The sequence below is a fragment of the Lentisalinibacter sediminis genome (assembly GCF_040706615.1).
Taxonomy (GTDB): Bacteria; Pseudomonadota; Gammaproteobacteria; order Steroidobacterales; family Woeseiaceae; genus Lentisalinibacter; species Lentisalinibacter sediminis.
The window spans coordinates 327,856-346,848 of record NZ_JAPDRF010000007.1 but is presented as its reverse complement, the minus strand read 5'-3'; the positions used below and the strand labels follow the sequence as shown (position 1 = coordinate 346,848).

General features: G+C 68.0%; 12 protein-coding genes. 6 read left to right on the top strand and 6 right to left on the bottom strand.

From position 1 onward, the window contains the following. The first annotated feature begins 205 nt into the window (after positions 1–205). Positions 206–637 (top strand): hypothetical protein, encoded by a 432-nt coding sequence (locus ACJMKX_RS16555; RefSeq protein ID WP_405227873.1) that lies wholly within the window; start codon positions 206–208, stop codon positions 635–637. A gap of 67 nt (positions 638–704) precedes the next feature. Further along, positions 705–2,813: a TonB-dependent receptor gene (locus ACJMKX_RS16550; protein ID WP_405227871.1), complete on the top strand. Its 2,109-nt coding sequence runs from the start codon at positions 705–707 to the stop codon at positions 2,811–2,813. 333 nt (positions 2,814–3,146) lie between these two features. Here the strand turns inward: ACJMKX_RS16550 and ACJMKX_RS16545 are convergent, their stop codons facing one another. The 3 genes from ACJMKX_RS16545 to ACJMKX_RS16535 all read right to left on the bottom strand — a co-directional run bounded on the left by ACJMKX_RS16545 (position 3,147) and on the right by ACJMKX_RS16535 (position 9,626). Continuing rightward, a complete protein-coding gene (locus tag ACJMKX_RS16545; protein ID WP_405227869.1) occupies positions 3,147–7,202 on the bottom strand; it encodes a hypothetical protein in 4,056 nt (1,351 codons plus the stop codon). A gap of 1,031 nt (positions 7,203–8,233) precedes the next feature. After that, positions 8,234–9,406 carry a baeRF7 domain-containing protein gene (locus ACJMKX_RS16540; RefSeq protein WP_405227867.1) on the bottom strand — a complete coding sequence of 391 codons (1,173 nt, stop codon included), beginning with the start codon at positions 9,404–9,406 and terminating at the stop codon, positions 8,234–8,236. Between the two features lie 13 nt (positions 9,407–9,419). After that, entirely contained in the window at positions 9,420–9,626 is a 207-nt protein-coding gene (locus ACJMKX_RS16535; protein WP_405227865.1) for a dodecin family protein, read from the bottom strand. Between the two features lie 306 nt (positions 9,627–9,932). Between ACJMKX_RS16535 and ACJMKX_RS16530 the strand changes: the two genes are divergently transcribed. The 3 genes from ACJMKX_RS16530 (at position 9,933) to ACJMKX_RS16520 (ending at position 14,592) form a co-directional block, all read left to right on the top strand. Beyond that, complete coding sequence (locus tag ACJMKX_RS16530) at positions 9,933–12,413, top strand: efflux RND transporter permease subunit (protein WP_405227863.1); 2,481 nt, start codon at positions 9,933–9,935, stop codon at positions 12,411–12,413. 166 nt (positions 12,414–12,579) lie between these two features. Continuing rightward, positions 12,580–13,029: a universal stress protein gene (locus ACJMKX_RS16525; RefSeq protein ID WP_405227862.1), complete on the top strand. Its 450-nt coding sequence runs from the start codon at positions 12,580–12,582 to the stop codon at positions 13,027–13,029. A gap of 6 nt (positions 13,030–13,035) precedes the next feature. After that, positions 13,036–14,592, top strand: coding sequence for an acyl-CoA carboxylase subunit beta (locus tag ACJMKX_RS16520; protein ID WP_405227861.1), 1,557 nt, complete (start codon positions 13,036–13,038; stop codon positions 14,590–14,592). 58 nt (positions 14,593–14,650) lie between these two features. Here ACJMKX_RS16520 and ACJMKX_RS16515 read toward each other — a convergent pair whose 3' ends face one another. From ACJMKX_RS16515 to ACJMKX_RS16505, 3 genes are all read right to left on the bottom strand, one after another. Next, positions 14,651–15,778: a tetratricopeptide repeat protein gene (locus ACJMKX_RS16515; protein ID WP_405227860.1), complete on the bottom strand. Its 1,128-nt coding sequence runs from the start codon at positions 15,776–15,778 to the stop codon at positions 14,651–14,653. Positions 15,779–15,862: 84 nt separating this feature from the next. Further along, the gene (locus ACJMKX_RS16510) at positions 15,863–16,933 is read right to left on the bottom strand and encodes a saccharopine dehydrogenase family protein (protein ID WP_405227858.1); all 1,071 of its coding nucleotides are present in this window, start codon (positions 16,931–16,933) and stop codon (positions 15,863–15,865) included. 481 nt (positions 16,934–17,414) lie between these two features. Beyond that, on the bottom strand, positions 17,415–17,978 hold the full coding sequence (locus ACJMKX_RS16505; RefSeq protein WP_405227856.1) for a type 1 glutamine amidotransferase domain-containing protein: 564 nt from the start codon (positions 17,976–17,978) through the stop codon (positions 17,415–17,417). A gap of 266 nt (positions 17,979–18,244) precedes the next feature. On the opposite strand from ACJMKX_RS16505, the gene ACJMKX_RS16500 reads away from it, so the two are divergent. Continuing rightward, positions 18,245–18,991 carry a ZIP family metal transporter gene (locus tag ACJMKX_RS16500; RefSeq protein ID WP_405227854.1) on the top strand — a complete coding sequence of 249 codons (747 nt, stop codon included), beginning with the start codon at positions 18,245–18,247 and terminating at the stop codon, positions 18,989–18,991. The last annotated feature ends 2 nt before the right edge of the window (positions 18,992–18,993 follow it).

Here is an 18,993-nt window from a genome sequence, read left to right as displayed (position 1 = left end):
GCTTCCGGGCGAGACTAACGAGGTCCGAAGCCTTGCTCATCACGACCCGACTATCCACCCGGCCGGGCCAATCTATCGTCTCGAACGCCCGATCTCCGCAATCACAGCAACCGACGAATCCGAAACGGGGTTAATAGAGGTTCCTTTTAGCCCCGATTCCCAATAACAATCGGGCCTGAAGGCCCTACTACATTATAATTCGGGGATGAGGCGAATCCTCCGGCCGCACATCTTCCTCGCCCTCGCAGCCACGCTGCTGCTGCGGGCCATTATCCCGGCCGGGTTCATGCCGGCGGCCATCGGTGCCGGCTTCCCGTTGCAGGTGTGCCCGAGCGGGCTGCCGGACGGCGCCCTAACGCGACTCGCCGGCGAGCACGCCGCCCACCATCATCACGGCCATCACGGTCACCACGACGCCGGGGACGGTGGCAACGGTGGCAACGGCGGCCACGTCTATTCCGCCGAGCAGTGTCCCATCGCACACCTGATCGCGGCGGCCGCCCTGCCCGTCTCCGCCGGACCGGCCGTGCCGGTCCTGCCGGCGCCCGCGATTGCCGTTCCCGCGCCGCGGCACCCGGCGACGGCGCGTGTCCATCAATACCGCTCCCGCGGCCCACCGGTTCCCGCAGCGACCTGAATGCCCTTTTCTGAGCGAGCGCCGGTTAGCCACCGATGCTCGTCGCTGCACGACACGGAGCCAGACAATGAAACCGATTTGTTGCGGGCGGACGGCGCTGGCCGTCTGCCTGGCCGCGTCATGGGCCGCCACCATCGCCCATGCGGCCGAACCCTTGCCCGGATCAGAGGCGGATGACGAACGCCATATCGAGGAGATCCTCGTGACCGCGCACCGCATCGGGCTGGACGAGACCGTCGTCTCAGCCGGCCCGGTGATGGCCGTCGACACCGCGCAACTGCTGCGCGGCGCACCCGGCGCCGACGTCAACACCAACGGCAGGCTGAGCGGCATCGCCCAGTTCCGCGGCCTGTACGGGGACCGGGTGGCCGTCAGTCTCGACGGTATCTGCCCCATCGGCGGCGGACCCAATGCCATGGACGCCCCGCTCTCCTACGCCTCGCCGATGATCACGGAATCGCTGCATGTGGATCGCGGCATCCCGGGGGTCGCCGCCGTGGCCGAAGGCCCGGGCGGCCACATCGATGCGCGCATCGACCGCGGCGCGTTCGCGGAGTCGCCCGCGTTCGCGCCCGACGGCTGGATCGCCAGCCGCTACGAGGACAACGGCAATACCAGTACCTCGGCGGCCCGGCTGACCGTTGCGAATGCGCATCACCGGCTGTCCGCGGTCTCCGAGATCGACCGTGCCGACGACATCGACACGCCCGCCGGCACCATCCGCCCCTCAGCGCTGAACCGGGACCGCCACGATGTGAGCTACGCCTGGCGCGGCGAAGCGACCGAGGCCATGGCCTTCGCGGGACGGCTGGACACGAGCGAGACCGGCACCCCGTCGCTGCCCATGGACATCCGCTACATCGACACGGATCTCTACGGCGTCTCCGCCAACCATCGCATCGGCACGCTGACGCTGGAGGCCGAGGCGGGCTACAACGACGTGGACCACCTCATGGACAATTACAGCCTCCGCGCGGCACCGCCGCCGGCGGCGCAGCGGCGCAACCACACGACCGGCCGCGGCACCAGCTTCTCTGTCGGCGCCCGCCTGCCGCTCGCCGGCACAGAACTGGCCTTCGGCATCGACGGTCGGTTCGCCACCCACAATGCCGTCATCACCAACCCGAACAACGCGGCTTTCCGCATCGACAACTTCGCGGACGTCGAGCGCGACCTCGTCGGTGCGTATGCCGAGTGGCAGGGGACGGCGGGCGCCGGCGAATGGGAACTGGGGGTCCGTTACAACACGGTCTCCACGGACGCCGGCGATGTCTCCGCGAACGGCCTGATGGGCATGATGGCACCGGCGGTCGGCGAACTCGCGGACCGCTTCAACGCGGCCGAGCGGAGCCTCGACTTCGGCAATGTCGACGTCGTCGCCGGCTACCGCCGCGATCTGACAGCCGATCTCGCGGCGGTGCTGGAAGTCGGTTCCCGCACCCGGGCGCCGTCCTACCAGGAGCTGTATCTGTGGCTGCCGCTGCAGGCCACCGGCGGCCTGGCTGACGGCCGCACCTACATCGGCAACCTGCGGCTGGATGCGGAGCGCTCCAACGAGATCAACGCCGGTCTGGACTGGAGCGCCGGCCGCCTGAGTGTCTCGCCCCGCTTCTACTATCGCCGCGTGGACGACTACATCCAGGGCGTCCCGGCGACGGACATGACCGCCAACATGATCGCCTCGATGATGTCCGACGCGCCGGCCCTGCAGTTCGACAACGTGGACGCCGAGCTGTACGGCTTCGACGTGGCCTGGCGCTACGGCATCACGGCGAACCTCGCCATCGACGGCGCCGCGAGCGTGGTCCGCGGCGAGCGCCGGGACCTGGACGACGACCTCTACCGCCTGGCACCTGACAACGTCACGGTGGCCCTCGACTACCGGCGGCAGCGCTATACGCTGCGTGGCGAACTGGTGGCCTACCGGCGCCAGGATCGGGTGGCGGCCTACAACGGCGAGACGGAGACGGCGGGCTATGCGCTGGTGAACCTGGCCTTCGGCTGGGCGCCCCTGCCGTCGCTAACGCTGGAGGCGGCCGTGGAGAACCTGATGGACCGGGAGTACCGCGACCACCTCACCGGCCTGAACCGTGCCGGCGGCTCCGACATCCCGGTGGGAGAGCGGCTGCCGGGCGCGGGCCGCAGCTTCGCGGCAGGCCTGACCTACCGCTTCTGACAGACTTTGACTTCGCGCGATCGGATCGGGCTGAAGGCGACGTACCAACGTCGTTCTTCCGTGGCCGCCCTGCGATGGCCGAGAGGATCCGCCAGTCAGCGGCGCCTGCTGACTGGTGCCAAACCTCTCGGCTAAGGGCCCGTCAGCTGGTGGACAAGGGTTGCGGGGTCGTCCGGGCCGACTGGAGCCAGGACGGCGGGAAGGAGGCCCGGCCGAAGCGAGGGAGGACAGGACGTCCGACTGAGCGTCCCCGCAACCCTTGTCCACCCGATGATGGGCCAACGGCAATAGAGCGCGCCGTCGAAGCTGGCCGGATCGGGCCTGAAGGCCCTCCTACGTTTTTACGCGGCCGCGCCAGATGCCGCCCCGGCTGAATGCCCGCCAGGCCCACGGCAGCCAGCGGATGAGGGCGAACGCCAGCCACAGCGCCCACAGCAATATGGCGACCTTGTAGATCCACAGCGGCAGAGAAAAAATACCCGCCGCGGGCAGCGCACCGTCGCTGCGGTCCTGGAACCAGTTCATCTGGTTCCCGAACGAACCGTTGCCCATGATGTGCATGTCGGGCGGCCCCAGCAGTCCGATCGGGATGCTCAGCACGAGCGCGGCGAGCGCGGCCACCGAGAGGACACCAACGGCCGCCTGCTTGGCCCGGAATTCGTTGTCGGCGACATCGTCGGACCAGCGCTCCCGCCAGCCCATCGCCAGCAGCCAGCCTGCGACCAGCGCATAGGTCGGCCAGGCGAATGTGCTGAAGCCGAGACCCAGCAGGAACCAGTGATGAGTCCTCAGCGGCGTCAGGCGGGTGCGGCCCAGCGCCGCCGCGACGAGCACCAGCGCCGCCAGCGCCGGCCAATAGAGCACGGCCGGCCCCACGATCGGACCGCTCGTACCCAGCAGCCAGCGGTTGCGCGGCATCTCGGCGCTGACGGAGATATTCGAGACCGGCACCGCGAGATCGACCGCCGGAATCTCCGCGCGACGGTCCATCGCGACGTCCTGGCGCCAGGACATCTGCACGGCATGACTGCCGGGGAGAGTGGGAATGCGCACCGCGTCACCGGGCCCGGGAACCGGCAACTCGCTGCCGTCCTGCTGCAGGCGGGTCACCTCCGCCCCTTCCGGCAGCGTGATGACGTGGGGGCCGCCCAGCGACGAGCGATAGTCGAACTCCAGCGTCGTCTCCGCAGACCGGGCGCCGTAGCGGGTACGCATCGACACCCGGTCCACGGCCAGTAGCGCGCCGTCGACGGCATCCGGCCGGCTGATCTCCACCGTCAGCGCCTCGCCGGGCAGCGGCAGGAACACGGGTTGCCAGACGTGGTCGCCGGTCTCGTAGACGGGCACGCCGTCCAGGGTCGCGTGCCACGGACTGCCCACCCGGAACTGCCAGCGTTCGCTCCAGGGGGCGTCCGCGGGCGCGCGCAGGGTCAGCGACTCTGATCGGGCCAGCGAGGAACGCCAGACGAGGCCGTCCTGACCGCTGCCGAGGGCCAACTGTACGCGTCCGCCTTCCACCGCAATCCCGTCGCTGACCACCGACTCGCCCGGCAGCAGCGGAATCTGCGCGTTGATGGCCCCTTCCGCAGGAGCCACCCGTGTGACGCGGGTGGTGACCGACCAGTCGAGACCCAGCGTGACGGTGCGCGCGACCTGCAGGTAATCGGGGAATCGCCCGCCTTCCAGGGCCGGCGCCGCGGCCTCCTCCGCCGGCCGGTCGCGGCGCAGCTCGAGGGCATCCGCCACGAGCCGCTCGCCGCGCAGCCCGGCAACGCTCCATCCACTGGCCTGCACGCTGAGACGTTTCGGCACCAGCGGGAATGCAATCTCGACCCGTTCGGTATCCGGCAGCCGGCCGCCGAGCGCGATACGATGCGCACCCGCTGCCACGGCCAGCCACAAGGTGCCGTCCGGATGCCGCAGCAGCCGGCCGGGCGACTGCCCGTCGACGGTCACGCGCCCGGGCAGCCAGCCCTGTTCCGAGCCCGGCACCGGCACGGCGACGGCCTCCAGCGCGTTGATGACCAGCAGTATCTCGAGCCGGTCGCCGGTCGCCACCACGCCGGCCGAGTCGATCACGGCACAATCCGGCACACACTCCGGCGCTGCCAGCAGCCGCTGGCGCAGCTCCTCCAGTAATACGGGCGATGGCGTCTCGGCGTACAGATGGCCCGGCATCGATGCGGCCAGCATCAGGGCCAGTATCGCCAGCGGCAAGGCCGCGGCCGCGCTTCCGCCGACCGGCAGCCGCAGCTTCCGCAGGGCCACGATCGTGTCACGCCCCACCCACCACAGCACGGCCAGTCCGAGACCCAGCATGAGCACACGCCACAGCGCCACGGTCCAGCGGGGCAGGATCACCAGGCGCATCGTCTGTCCCGGCTCCACCGGTCCGCTCCAGCGCAGCGGGTAGGTGTTCCAGCGCCACTCCGGGATGCCCGGCCCGGTCTGGACCCGCGCACCCGGTGCATAGCGCTGCTCGGCCGCCGGTCGCGGCGGCACAGCGACCGGCGGCTCGCCGGCAGCCACCTGGTCGACAGCCTGGCCGGTTGCCCTGAGCGCGTCGGCGGCTGCTCGCGACTCCGCCGCCCGCTTCATCTCCATCATTGCCTGGGCCGGCGCAGCCGTCGGCAACCTCGCCGGCGCGTAGGCCGCGGACGCCTCGAGCTGGGGATACAGGGTGTAGCGGATCTGGTTCACGGCGAACGGCACGAACAGGAGCGCGAGCGCCGCCATACTGCCGTGACGGTACCAGCGGGCGAGCTGGCGCAGCCGACCCTCCGGCGCCGCCCGGGCCAGCGCAACCGCGGCGAGCAGGTTCAGAAGCAGCCAGGAGAAGACGGGCAGGTCCTGGTGGATGAGCACCAGCGTGACCAGGGCCACGGCACCTGCCGCGCGGCCGTAGAGCTTGCCCGCGGCCGCGGCCGCCAGCAGCACCACGAACAGATCGAGGAGTCTCCAGCGGCTCAGCCAGGCGCCGGGCGCGCTGTCGGCGCCGAGGGCGGCACCCAGCCGATAGCCCGGCGGCAGGTGGACCGTCGCATTCAGACTCGCCAGCCGCTGCAACCAGCCGGTGACCGGGACGTCGACCGCCCCGGGCAGCCGGCTGAGCGCCTGCAGAGAGACGTCGCGTTCCCGCCACTCGACTCCGCGCGCCTCGCCGTCCGGAGCGTGGGTGACCAGCAGGGCGTCACCTCGACCGTCGCGGGCGCCGAGGAGCTGCCACGGCGCCCCCATATTCAGGCGCCAGTCCCGCTGCATCGTGCCGCGCACCTGATCCAGGGCGGTGAAACCCTGGCCATCGAAGTCGAGCCAAAGCTGGCGTTCTACGGTGAGCGCATTGTCGCCGGACAGCCCGCCCCGGCGGCGCTGCTCCAGCGTGAAGACATCGCCGCCGCCGATCGCGAACGCCGGCAGCGCACCCCAGGGGGCGGGCACGCCGGCCTGTCCCGGATCCACGGTGGTCATGCCCGCGGGTACCGCGATGCGCAGGCGCTCGTCGGCCCGGTAACTCCATATCTCCGTACCGGGCCAGGCACTGCCGCCGGACGGCCGGGGGATCTCTTCCACCAGAGTGTCGGCCCGCCCGACCAGCTCCACCGTCCAGCGCCCCGGGCGGATCTGCAGTGTGAGCGTGCCGTCCGGATCCAGGCGCGCGGGCATCGGGGCGGCCAGCGACTGGCGCACGAAACCGGGTGGCAGCACCGGTTCCAGGGTCACTTCCCGTACCCGACCGGCAGCCTCCAGCTGCAGGCGCGTGGTCAGCCGCGTCGGCACCGCGTCCTCGACGAGCCGATATACCTGGATGCCGAGCGCATCCTCGCGCGGCGACACGCCCTCATCCCGTGCCAGGAACAGGGTGCCGTCGTCACGCCGTGGCCGCAGGACGGCCTCGCCGTCGACGGTCAGCGCCAGCAGGCCGGTCTCCGTCGGTATCGCCAGCGTGCGCGGCCGGCCCTGCCAGTCGAAGCGCCCCGCCACGCGGTAGCGGCCGGGCACGAGCCGCAGCGCCGGACGGGCATCGTGCTCGAATACGGTGGCAGGACGGCCGTCGACCTCGACGGCAGCGGGCCAGTGCTCGGCGTCTCCCGGCAGCGCCACCCACTGCTCGGCGGCAGAGACCTCCCAGGCTTGCTCGAAGCGGGCACCGCGGCCGTCCACCTCCAGCCGGAGCGTGCCGGGCCACGCGCAGCGGAAATCGGACTCGGCCTGTGCGCGCGTGCCGAGCAGGAACGGACACTCCCGGTACTCGCTGCCCCGGGTCGCCCAGGGCACCCAGTCCCTCAGGTCCTGCGGCACCCAGGCCGGGGCGGCGATCGCCGCGGCCGCGGGAAGGAAAGCGGCCGAGGCCACCAGCAACAGCAAACACACCCGCGGCCCGATCGTCATGCCCTTCCTCCCGTGCTCTGGCGCAGTGCCAACGGCGCGGCCGCCGCTCCGGGGTCACATTCTACGCCCAATCGTAGGAGGGCCTTCAGGCCCGATGCCACTCTTGCTGGCCGGTATCACCTCCTCTTGCCGTTGGCACGCCATCGGACGGATATGGGTTGCGGGGACGCTCATGTGGGAGGTCCTTTAGGCCCGATCTTCGCCTGAGCTGGCCGAGCGCTGATCGGGGCTAAAGCCCCTCCTGCATGCCCATCGATGCCTCCGCTGCATCAAGGACGACACCGCAACCCTCACCCACCCGCTAACGGGCCCGTAGCCGAGAGGCTTGGCACCAATCAGCAGGCGCTCCTGACTGTCAGCTCCGTCACGCCACCGCGAGGCGGCCGTCATGCGGGGGTACCCATCGCCGCGACCTTTTGTCGGGAGCAAGATGGATACCCCCGCAGGGCGGCCATAAGAGGCTGGCCGGTATCACCTCCTCTTGCCGTTGGCACGCCATCGGACGGATATGGGTTGCGGGGACGCTCATGTGGGAGGGCCTTTAGGCCCGATCTTCGCCTGAGCTGGCCGAGCGCTGATCGGGGCTAAAGCCCCTCCTGCATGCCCATCGATGCCTCCGCTGCATCAAGGACGACACCGCAACCCTCACCCACCCGCTAACGGGCCCGTAGCCGAGAGGCTTGGCACCAATCAGCAGGCGCTNCCTTTAGGCCCGATCTTCGCCTGAGCTGGCCGAGCGCTGATCGGGGCTAAAGCCCCTCCTGCATGCCCATCGATGCCTCCGCTGCATCAAGGACGACACCGCAACCCTCACCCACCCGCTAACGGGCCCGTAGCCGAGAGGCTTGGCACCAATCAGCAGGCGCTCCTGACTGTCAGCTCCGTCACGCCACCGCGAGGCGGCCGTCATGCGGGGGTACCCATCGCCGCGACCTTTTGTCGGGAGCAAGATGGATACCCCCGCAGGGCGGCCATAAGAGAAGGGGAGCCGGTCGGAAAAGATCGGGCCTGAAGGCCCTCCTACGCGGGGGTCAGTAGCGGAGGGAAGCGTAGACCAGTCGCTCGCCGGGCAGGTCTTCCGCCGGCAGCACCCGCACGCGGCCGCCGTGCAGCCAGGTCTCGACGGCCGCACGGTCGAGGAGATCCTCTCTCGGCAGTTCGTCCCGGTGGCGTACTTCGTGGGCGCCTTCGTCGACGTAACCCCAGTCTTCCCGGTCGCCGGCGACGACGATCTCGCTGACACGGCCTTCCAGCGCGGCGAGCAGAGCTTCGTCGGTGCTGTCGGTCGCGCTGCCGCTGCCCACCGCATCGGCGAGGACCGCTGCGGCCTCCCGGTCGTCCTGCATGTGGCGGCGCTCCACCAGTTCCCTGGCGCGTTCGTGCAGTTCCGCGGTGGAGAGGTGCTCCACATTGCCGTGCAACTCGTCCTCCAGTATGCCCGGCAGGTCGCTCACCTGCCGATAGAGCGCGAGCAGCGACTCCACGCCGGCCAGCACCAGCGGTGATTCACGGGCCGGCAGGAGATCCTGCACCGCCCGGTCGACCTCGCGCAGAAAGCGCTTCAGTTCCGGCGTCACGTCGTCCTTGCCTCCGCCGTGGCTGTGGTAGATGGCCTCTGCACTGCCGCGATGGCCCGCGTGGTGCTGCAGGTTGGGCTCGGTCAGATCGTGTCCCGCGGACTCCTCCAGCGAACGCGGAGCCCGGCCTGCGAGATCCAGCGGCCTCAGGCCTCGATGGTCGCCATGGTCGCCCGCGAACAGTCGCACGTCGTTCTGGCTAATGGCGAGCAGCGAGAAAGGGCCGGTCAGGCCCTGCGCCTCCAGTACCGGTTTCAGGTGGAAACGCCAGCCCACCACGGTCAGCTCCCGCGGCCGCTGCGGCAGCGCGATCCGGTTCAGGCCACTGCCCTTGGTGTATGCGGCCAGACCGCCGTCCAGCGGCTCCTCGGGCCAGAATGTGCCGCCGTCCCTCGCCTCGATCAGCGGGCCCAGCACGGCGGCGCGACGCCGATCGTCCAGGCCCAGGGTCCGGAGCTGGGCATCCGCTTCGGCGATGGCGTTCTTCAGCCGTATCTCGTTTGTCTGCCGCTCCGACGGCAGCGACGTCGACGGGACGACGACGGTCACGTGAGGCATCTCGCCGCGGTCCGCGGCGATCTCGCGCAGCGCGCCGTCGTCCGTCCCGGTGATGCGTTTCTCAGTCACTGGACGCGTCCGGTTATTTGTCGTCCACGAGGAAGCTGACCTTCATGGCCACGCGGTACTCGGCGACTTTGTCGTTCTTCACTACGACCTTCTGTTCCTTGATCCAGGCCGACTGGATGTTGTGTACGGTCTTGCTCGCCCGCGCGATGCCGTCGTTGATGGCGTCTTCGAAGCTTTCCTTCGAATCGGACATGATCTCGGTGACTTTCACTACTGACATGCTTCGATCTCCTTTCGGTTGTCGCATCTCGTCCTCACCCGGAGAGGAGCAAGATCCATGCCGTTGCGCCCGGGCGGCGGCAGGCGCCCACGAGCCGCTTTGCGCCCGGGTTGGCGCCGCGCTGACGCACCGACACGTGCAGAATCTGCACCCTCGGCATGCAGAATCTGACGCCGGCAATGCGGCTGTGGCTGGCTCCGCAAACCCTCTATACTGGTGCCGATGCGATGGGAAGGAACCCGACGAGACGCCACCGGCGCAGGGAGGCGGGAGCGATGAGGCGAGCAGCCCTGACGGCGGGCGCGGATGCGTAAAGCGGCACTGTCTCTGTACGATTCTCTGGTCCTCGGGCGACCCGTAATCACGTTGTTGGTCACGGTCCTCGCCGTCGGCCTGCTCGCCAGCCGTGCGCCGGACTTCGCGCTCGACACCTCCAGCGATTCGCTCCTGCTGGAGAGCGATACCGGCATCCGCTACTACCGTGCCATCCGCGCCCGTTACGGCTCCGACGACTTCCTCATCCTCACGTATACGCCGTCCGGGGATCTCTTCTCCGACGCAGTACTCGATGATCTCGGCAAGCTCCGGAACGAACTCGAGGGCGCCCCGGGCGTGGCTTCCGTGGTCTCCATCCTCGACGTGCCGCTGCTGCAGAGCCCGCCGCTCGGCCCCAGGGAACTCGCGGACGGCGCGCCGACCCTGCTGTCTGCGCAGGTCGACCGCGAACTCGCCCGCGAGGAGCTGACCACCAGCCCTCTCTACCGCAACCGTCTGATGAGCCCGGACGGCGGTACCACCGCGCTGCAGGTCAATCTGGAGCAGGACGAGGCCTACACGGAACTGCTGAACCGGCGCGCCGATCTGCGCGAGATCCGTCTCGAGCGGGATCTGACGGCCGAGGAGTCCGCCGCGCTCGCCGGCGTGGAGCAGCGCATCCGCGAGCGCCGCGAGTCCCAGCAGGCCGAACTGCAGCGCACCATCGCGACCGTGCGCGGCATCGTCGAGGACTACCGCGACGGCACCGAGCTGCACCTGGGCGGGCTGCCGATGATCGCCGCCGACCTGGTGGACTTCATCCGCCGCGACCTGATCGTGTTCGGCATCGGCCTCGCCGTGGCGCTGATCGCCCTCCTCGCCCTGATCTTCCGCCGCCCGCGCTGGGTGGTGCTGCCGCTGGCGACCTGCGCCGCGACCGTGCTCGGCATGATCGGCTTTCTCGGCCTCGTGCAATGGCCGGTCACGGTGGTATCGTCCAACTTCGTCTCGTTGATGCTGATACTGACGCTCTCGCTGAACGTGCACCTGGTGGTGCGCCACCGGGAGCTGCACCGCGAAAAGCCGGACGCCGGCCAGAGGGAACTGGTTCGCGAGACGGTGCGTAACAAGTTCTATCCGGCGCTCTATACGGCGCTCACCACCATGGTGGCGTTCGGCTCCCTTGTGGTGAGCGACATCCGCCCGGTCATCGACTTCGGCTGGATGATGGTGATCGGCATGGCCATGGCCTTCGTGCTCACCTTCCTGATCCTGCCGGCCGCGCTGATACTGCTCTCGCCGGGCGACACGCCCGAGAGCGGCGACTTCACCAACCGCATCACGGGATTCTTCTCGCGGCTGATCGGCTCGGCGCCCCGGGCAACGCTGGCCGGATACGCGCTGATCGCCGTCGCGAGCACGGCCGGCGTGCTGCAGCTCAGCGTGGACAACCGCTTCATCGATTACTTCAAGCAGAGCACGGCCATCTACCAGGGCATGAAGGTGATCGACGAGCGCCTCGGCGGCACCACGCCCCTGGATGTCATCCTGGACGCAGACCCCGCGTTCGTCTCCGACCAGGAGGACGAGCAGAAACAGGCGGACGAGCTTGAGCTGCCCGGCGAGCCGGGCCTGGCAGCGCGCAGCTACTGGTACAACGCCACCCGCAGCGATCTCGTGCGCGAGGCCCACGAGCATCTCGAGTCCCGACCGGACATCGGCAAGGTACTGTCGCTCTCCACCACGCTGGAGGTCATCCGCCAGGTCATGGGCGAGGAAGAGCTCGACAACTTCCAGCTCTCGGTCATCTACAAGCGCCTGCCGGAGGACGTGAAGGAGGTCCTGTTCGAGCCCTACCTGGCCGTCGAGGGTCACCAGATGCGCATCGCCGCGCGCGTCTACGAGACCAGCGAGACGCTGGAGCGCGACGAACTGCTGGAGTCGATCCGCCGCTATCTCGCCGAGGATCTCGGCCTGGGCGAGGAGCGCGTGCATCTCACCGGGCTGATGGTGCTCTACAACAACGTGCTGCAGAGTCTGCTGGGCTCCCAGATCAAGTCCGCCGGGGTGGTGACGGTGGCCGTGGTGCTGATGTTCTGGCTGTCGTTCCGTTCGCTGGCCGTCGCCGTCGTCGCACTCGTGCCGAACGTGGTCGCCGCCAGCGCCGTCCTGGCACTCATGAGCGCGATGGGCGTGCCGCTCGACATCATGACCATCACCATCGCGGCCATCGCCATCGGCATCGGCGTGGACGACACCATCCACTACGTGTACCGCTTCCAGGAGGAGTTCGCGAAGGACGGCGACTACGACGCCACCATCGAGCGCTGCCATCGCAGCATCGGCCACGCGATGTACTACACCTCCATCACCATCATGCTGGGCTTCTCCATCCTCGCGCTGTCGAATTTCGTACCCACCATCTATTTCGGGCTGCTCACGGGCCTGGCGATGGTCGTCGCGCTCGTGGCCAACCTGTCGCTGCTGCCGCTCCTGTTCTCGCGCCTGCGCGTCCTCGGCAGGCCGGACTGAGACGCGGCCGCGGGGGAAAACCGCGCCGCCGGCAATGCGGGAGAAAGATTCCCCGGCGGGGCCGTCTGGCAGGCCCGCCGCGCATTGCCACGATGGAAAACCCGCCGCTCCCTGTCTAGCATGAGGGTGAACAGGGAACGCCAGCCGCCCCGGAGGAGTTCACACCATGGCCAGCAGGACAACGATCGTATTTCCCACCGATTTCTCCGAGACGTCGGTCACCGCCCTGCACTGGGCGCACAAGATGACCGAACAGCTCGGCGGTGAGCTGCATTGCATCACCGTGGTGGAGCCGCCGATCGTCTACACCTCCATGGAGGTGCCGACGGCGGTGCCCACGGTGGAAGAACTGGTGGCCCAGGCCCAGGCGCAGCTGGACGAGTTCACGAGAGACAAACTCACCGGCTTCACGAATCCGCCCGTAGCCAGGGTGCTGGAGGGCCGTCCGGTGGACGAGATCACCGGCTATGCGAAGGAAACCGGTGCCGCGATGATCGTGATGTCCACCCACGGGCGCAGCGGCCTGAGGCACCTGCTGATCGGCAGCACCGCCGAGGGCGTGGTCCGTCACGCCGAATGCCCGGTGCTCACCGTGCGCGGCGCCGATCAGGACTGAATCGCCGTGACCGACGAAAGGACCGAGGCGCTCGCCGAGCGGCTCGCAAAAACCCTCGACCGTAATCGGCCCGCGATGGTCGAGAAGCGCCATGCGAAGGGCTACCGGACCGCGCGGGAGAATCTCGACGACCTGGTCGACACCGGTTCCTTCACCGAATACGGCCAGCTGGCGGTCGCCGCCCAGCGCAGCCGCCGGGACATCGCGGACCTGGAGGAGAACACGCCCGCGGATGCCGTCATCACCGGCACCGGGACCATCAATGCGGAGTTATTCGGCCGCGAGAACGCCCGGGCGGCCGTCGTGGTCTATGACTACAGCGTGCTGGCGGGCACCCAGGGCTACTTCCACCACCGCAAGCTCGACCGGATCTTCGAGCTGGCCGAGCAGTGGGAGCTGCCGGTGGTGATGTACACCGAGGGCGGCGGCGGGCGGCCCGGCGACACCGACGTCACGACCCAGATCGCCGGACTGAATCTGTCGTCCTTCCGCACCTGGGGGCGCCTGTCCGGGCTGGTGCCGCGTATCGCCATCAACAACGGTTATTGCTTTGCGGGCAACGCGGCGCTGTTCGGTTCCGCCGACGTCACCATTGCCACGAAAAGTTCGTGGATCGGCATGGCCGGGCCCGCCATGATCGAGGGCGGCGGCCTGGGCAAGCACGCACCCACCGAGATCGGGCCGGTGGAGGTACAGGAAGGCAACGGCGTCGTCGATATCGTCGCCGACGACGAAGCCCACGCGACGGAAATCGCGCGTCGTCTGCTGGCGTTGTACCAGGGCCGCACCGGCGACCGGGAATGCGCGGACCAGACCGCGATGCGCGATCTCATCCCCGCCGACCGGCGCTGGGTGTATCCGGTACGTGACGTTATCGAGACCCTCGGCGATACGGGGAGCTTCATCGAGCTGCGCCGGCGCTATGGCGCCCCGGTCATCACGGGCTTCCTGCGCATCGAGGGACGGCCGGTCGGGCTGATCGCGAACGACTGCCGGCAGCTCGGCGGCGCCATCACCGCGCAAGCCGCCGAGAAGACCGCACGCTTCCTGCAGCTCTGCGACGCCTGGGATCTGCCGGTGCTCTCCCTCATCGACACGCCGGGCTTCATGGTGGGTCCGGACAGCGAGCGGGAAGCGGCGGTGCGCCGCATGTCACGGCTGTTCGTGGTGGGCGCGAGCATTACGGTGCCGATCCTGGCCGTGGTACTGCGCAAGGGCTACGGTCTGGGCGCCATGGCGATGGCCGGCGGCAGCCTGGCCGCACCGGTCTGGACCGCGTCCTGGCCGACCGGCGAGTTCGGCGGCATGGGCCTGGAGGGCGCCGTACAGCTGGGCTACCGGAAGGAACTCGAGGCGGTGGAAGACCACGCCGAACGCGAGGCGCTGTTCGACAAGCTGGTGAAGCAGATGTACGAGGCGGGCAAGGCCACCGAAGCGGCCGCGCACCTGGAGATCGACGCCGTCATCGACCCGGCCGACACCCGCCGGGAACTGGCCGGGATGCTGGCGCGGCTGCCGCCGCGGGTGGACGAGGGCGGCAGGCGCTACGTCGACACCTGGTAGACGGGGGTAGACGGGTGCCGGACCGAACTTTTGCAACTTTTGAAAGTTATTCGGAGAGTTAGGGCAGCTCGAGAGCGCAGGGGTCATACCCGGGAATCCGTTTCAGGCGTTCGACCTCCTCCCTGACGTAGGCAATCGCCGCGATCTCGCCATGCGATCGCCATTCGTCGATGTAGCGGCGCAGCACCCGCTCGTCGCGAGTCAGTACGATCTCGCCGTCGGTGGTCAGGTGCTCTTCACGCCAGGTATCGAGCGCCTCCCGACGATCATTCACCGCCGCCAGTGTCTCTTCGTCACCGATCCCTTCAGCGATCATTGCCTGCATGCCAATGCCGAGGCCGCGGCCCATGAGGGTGCGGCTGCCCGCCTCCAGACGCAGCGCGAAATCACGGCAGCTATTCCGCCAAAGCAGATCATCGGCAACCCGGTCCCGACACTGGTAGTAGGCCGCCAGCCAGGGCGACGAAAACGACGCCGACCACCCCATGGCCTCCATGACCCGCTGGCCATAAGACTGATCGCTCGCCACTGCGGCGAGAGCCCGCTCGATCACACCGATGAAGTCGATGAGATACTCGCGGTGCTCGCCCGCACTGGCCGCGCGCCGGAGTGCCTCGAGCGCGTCTTCCTCATCGCCCCGGCTGGCGTGGTAGCCTGCGATGGCACCCCACATCTGCCCATTGCTGCCGTCGGCCGCCGCCGCACGCTCGACAATGCCCTGCTCTTCGCAGACACGCGAATCGGGCCGGTTGATGCAGGCATCGAGCAGCCGCTCCAGGATGAGCGGGTGGTCGGGATTGAGCGCGAGGGCCGAGAGCAGACGTTGCAGATGCGCTGGACTGCGTTTTTCCGTGATCAACGCGGCGGCGAGGCGAAGGTCTACGTCTTCCGGTCCCTCCAATGCCCTGGCACGACGTTCGGACTCCTGCTGGCGGCGCTCGAGACGAGCGGCCATGTTTTCCGCCGACGGCAGGTCGTGCGGAGACGGATCGCAGGCGAAGTGACGGTCGGTGGCGACTTCGCGGAGCTGTGGCTCGTTGCCGGCAGGCAACGCCGCTTCTCCGCGCGGTTCAGACGATCGTCGAGGTTCCGCAGCCGAACGAAGCGTGCCGGAGTCGTCGGCCGCGCCATCGTTTCCGCCGCCGTCGTTCCCGGGTAGAACGAACATGGCCGCGAGAACGGCCATGCACAGAACGGCCGCCGACCAAATCCTTGTCCGCGAAGCTGCCACACACCCAGTGTAGCGTTCCGTGGGGTGTTTCCGGTACGCCTACACCTTCTCGCCGAACATGCCGCCCGTACGCGTCTGCAGGTAGGGCATCACCGGAATGTCTTCCTGCTTCAGGAATCCCTGCTGCGGCAGTTTGCCGTCGCGCACCATCTCGATGACGGCGGTCACGGATGCCGACGTCGTCCAGGCGATCGCAGTGAAGCGTTCGTCGCGGACCTTCTGCGGGTAGTAGGAGCGCACGAACTCGCGGCGGGAGAGCTCGTCGTCCTTCCAGCCTTCGGCCGAGATGTGGACGTGCACCACGTCCTCGTCCACAGGCGGCTTGGCGTTGGTGAGAATTTCGCCGGCGAGGTCACGGCGCTCGCGCATGAGCAACTCGTGGAAGAAGAAGTTCATCAGGTCCACATGCCCCGGATAGCGCATGGTCTTGTAGTCGAGGTTCTCGACGTGGTCCTTGAAGGTCTCGCACATCGTGCCAAGGCCGCCGGAGGTGGTGAAGGCCTCGAGCTTGCGGCCGTTGACGAAAACGGTTTCGACCCACTCCATCGGCGAGACCCACTTGTGGACACCTTCCTCGATGACCTCGCAATCGTTCAGGTATTCGTTGACCACGCCTTCGGGCGACCAGTTGAAATTGTAGCCGAGCAGGCCGGTAGGATTCTGTGGCAGTGCACCGACACGCATCTTGATGGAGCGGACCCGGTCGAACTGACGCGCGAGGTGGGAGGCGACGATGCCGACGAAGCCGGGCGCGAGACCGCACTGGGGCGCCATGATGCCCTTCGAGGTCTCGCTCAGTTCGCGGATGGCCGCGGTGGTGGGCACGTCTTCGGTGAGGTCGAAGTAGTGCATGCCGAGGCTGTGCGCGGCGCGTGCCACGTCGGTATTGAGGGCATACGGCAGGCAGGACAGTACGGCTTCGTAGGGCTTGAGCACCTCGGCGAGGCCGGCCGTGTCACCCATATCGGTCTGGATGATGGGGAACGAGGTGCCGAGGTCGAGCTTACGGCTGTCGAGGCCGGTCACGTCGAAACCGGACTCCTCCAGCAGCAGCGCCGCCAGCTTGCCCACCTTGCCGATACCCAGTACCGCGACTTTCTTGAACGACATTTGGCCTCCTCGACCTTTTGTGTTTTGCGGTGTTTGGGGTGCCGGACCGAACTTTTGTGACTTTTCCAACTTGTTGTGCCGTGCGCGAATCTGCACTCACCCTATGGCGCATAAGTTTCATAAGTCCAAAAAGTTCGGTCCGGCACCTAGCTTATTAGTTACAACCGGAACCTTTTGATGCGACTGTAGCAGGTCACCAGCCCCTTTCCGACCCCCGGAAGGGCCTTGGATCGGTATGGAGCTTGCGTCCGCATCGAATAGCGTGGCGGTCGTGCGTTTGTCGGCGATCACCCTCGTCGGGGCGGCCAGTAGTCTGGTGTGGACCGGGCCCAGTCACCCCGCTGCCCGCACCATCCGGGTGGCACCGACGCCTGGAGTGGCTGCCTTCCCCGGCAGATTATGACTATCGGCGCCGTCCTTGACCGTGGTGCCTGCAGACACCGAATTTTAGCTCCGCCCGCCTGCCAACAAGTTCAATAAGTCACAAAAGTTCGGTCCGGCACCCGGCCCACCCGGCCAGCAGCGCCTCGCAAAACGCATCCAGATCATCCGGCTTGCGGCTCGTGATCAGTCCGTCGTCAGTGACCACCTCCTGATCCACCCAGCGTCCGCCGGCATTGCGGATATCGGTCTGCAGGCTCGGCCAGGATGTCAGGGTTCGCCCGTCTACCACGCCGGCTTCCACCAGCACCCAGGGGCCGTGGCAGATGGCCGCGATGGGCTTGCCGAGGCGGAAGAATTCGCGCGTCAACTGTACCGCGTCCTCGTCCAGCCGCAGCGAATCCGGATTCGCGACGCCGCCGGGCAGCACCAGTGCATCGTAGTCCTCCGCGCGGGCATCGCCGACCGGGCGATCGACATCGAAGACATCGCCCTTGTCGAGATGACGGAATCCCTGGATCTTGCCGCTCTTCGGTGCCAGGAGTTCCGCGTCCCCGCCGGCTTCCCGCACCGCCTCCCACGGACGGGTCAGTTCCACCTGCTCCACCCCATCGGTGGCGAGGAAGGCGACTCTCTTGCCCTTCAGCGATTGTCCTTCACTCATGCTACCAAGCTCCTTTCGATTGCCATCGTACTCCTCCGCTGCTCTCTGTGGAGCTGCAAGAGCCATGCCACAAGCTCGGGGCGCTGGCAGCACGGCGACCACCGACTCGCCGATCCCGCGACTGCAAGGATTGCCGCAGCGCCTGCAACCTTTTCACTATCGCCGGGACCGCAGCAAGCCATTAAGCGATCGGCCATCTCTGAGCAACATCGGCCAGTGCCGCCGCGCGCACTGCGCCACCGGCGATCTTCAGTTAGGCTGGGTGCATGATCGACGTCAACGTCTGGACCGTTGCCGCCGCGGCAGCCATCACGGCCGCAGCCACCGGCCTGGGTGCCCTTCCGTTCCTGTTCGTCAGCGGCGTCAACCGGTGGTGGCTCGGCGTGTCCAGTGCCGCGGCCGCCGGCCTTATGCTGGCCGCCAGTCACGGGCTGATCGCCGAGGGCTTCGGCGCGTCACCCGGCCGCACTATTGCCGGCATCCTGCTCGGGCTGTTGCTCGTGGTTGCGGCCAACCGGCTGCTGGCCGGTCGGGGCGACAACGTCGACGTCGCCGAACTGAAAGGCGCGAACGCCCGCAAGGCACTGCTCATCCTCGGCATCATGACGGCCCATTCCTTCGCCGAGGGCGTGGGCGTCGGCGTCTCTTTCGGCGGCAGCGAAGCACTCGGTGTATTCATCGCATCGGCGATCGCCGTGCATAACATACCCGAGGGACTCGCCATCAGCCTGGTGCTGATACCGCGGGGAACGCCGGTGTGGAAGGCCGGTGCCTGGAGCATCTTTACCAGCCTGCCCCAGCCGCTCATGGCGGTTCCCGCCTTTCTGTTCGTTCTCGCTTTCGAACCCTGGCTTCCCGTCGGCCTCGGCCTGGCCGCCGGCGCCATGATCTGGATGGTCTTCTCGGAACTCATACCGGATGCGCTGGATCGCATCTCCGGCTCGACCGCGGGCATCGCGGTCGTGTTGGCGTTCGCTGCCCTGCTCGCATTCCAGCGCTACGTGCTGGGCTGAGA

What these genes read in the sequence shown, in the direction of transcription:
- ACJMKX_RS16515 (WP_405227860.1), bottom strand. Translation starts at nt 15,778, where the DNA reads ATGGCCGTTCTCGCGGCCATGTTCGTTCTACCCGGGAACGACGGCGGC.
- ACJMKX_RS16510 (WP_405227858.1), bottom strand. Translation starts at nt 16,933, where the DNA reads ATGTCGTTCAAGAAAGTCGCGGTACTGGGTATCGGCAAGGTGGGCAAG.
- ACJMKX_RS16535 (WP_405227865.1), bottom strand. Translation starts at nt 9,626, where the DNA reads ATGTCAGTAGTGAAAGTCACCGAGATCATGTCCGATTCGAAGGAAAGC.
- ACJMKX_RS16530 (WP_405227863.1), top strand. Translation starts at nt 9,933, where the DNA reads ATGCGTAAAGCGGCACTGTCTCTGTACGATTCTCTGGTCCTCGGGCGA.
- ACJMKX_RS16505 (WP_405227856.1), bottom strand. Translation starts at nt 17,978, where the DNA reads ATGAGTGAAGGACAATCGCTGAAGGGCAAGAGAGTCGCCTTCCTCGCC.
- ACJMKX_RS16555 (WP_405227873.1), top strand. Translation starts at nt 206, where the DNA reads ATGAGGCGAATCCTCCGGCCGCACATCTTCCTCGCCCTCGCAGCCACG.
- ACJMKX_RS16525 (WP_405227862.1), top strand. Translation starts at nt 12,580, where the DNA reads ATGGCCAGCAGGACAACGATCGTATTTCCCACCGATTTCTCCGAGACG.
- ACJMKX_RS16500 (WP_405227854.1), top strand. Translation starts at nt 18,245, where the DNA reads ATGATCGACGTCAACGTCTGGACCGTTGCCGCCGCGGCAGCCATCACG.
- ACJMKX_RS16545 (WP_405227869.1), bottom strand. Translation starts at nt 7,202, where the DNA reads ATGACGATCGGGCCGCGGGTGTGTTTGCTGTTGCTGGTGGCCTCGGCC.
- ACJMKX_RS16550 (WP_405227871.1), top strand. Translation starts at nt 705, where the DNA reads ATGAAACCGATTTGTTGCGGGCGGACGGCGCTGGCCGTCTGCCTGGCC.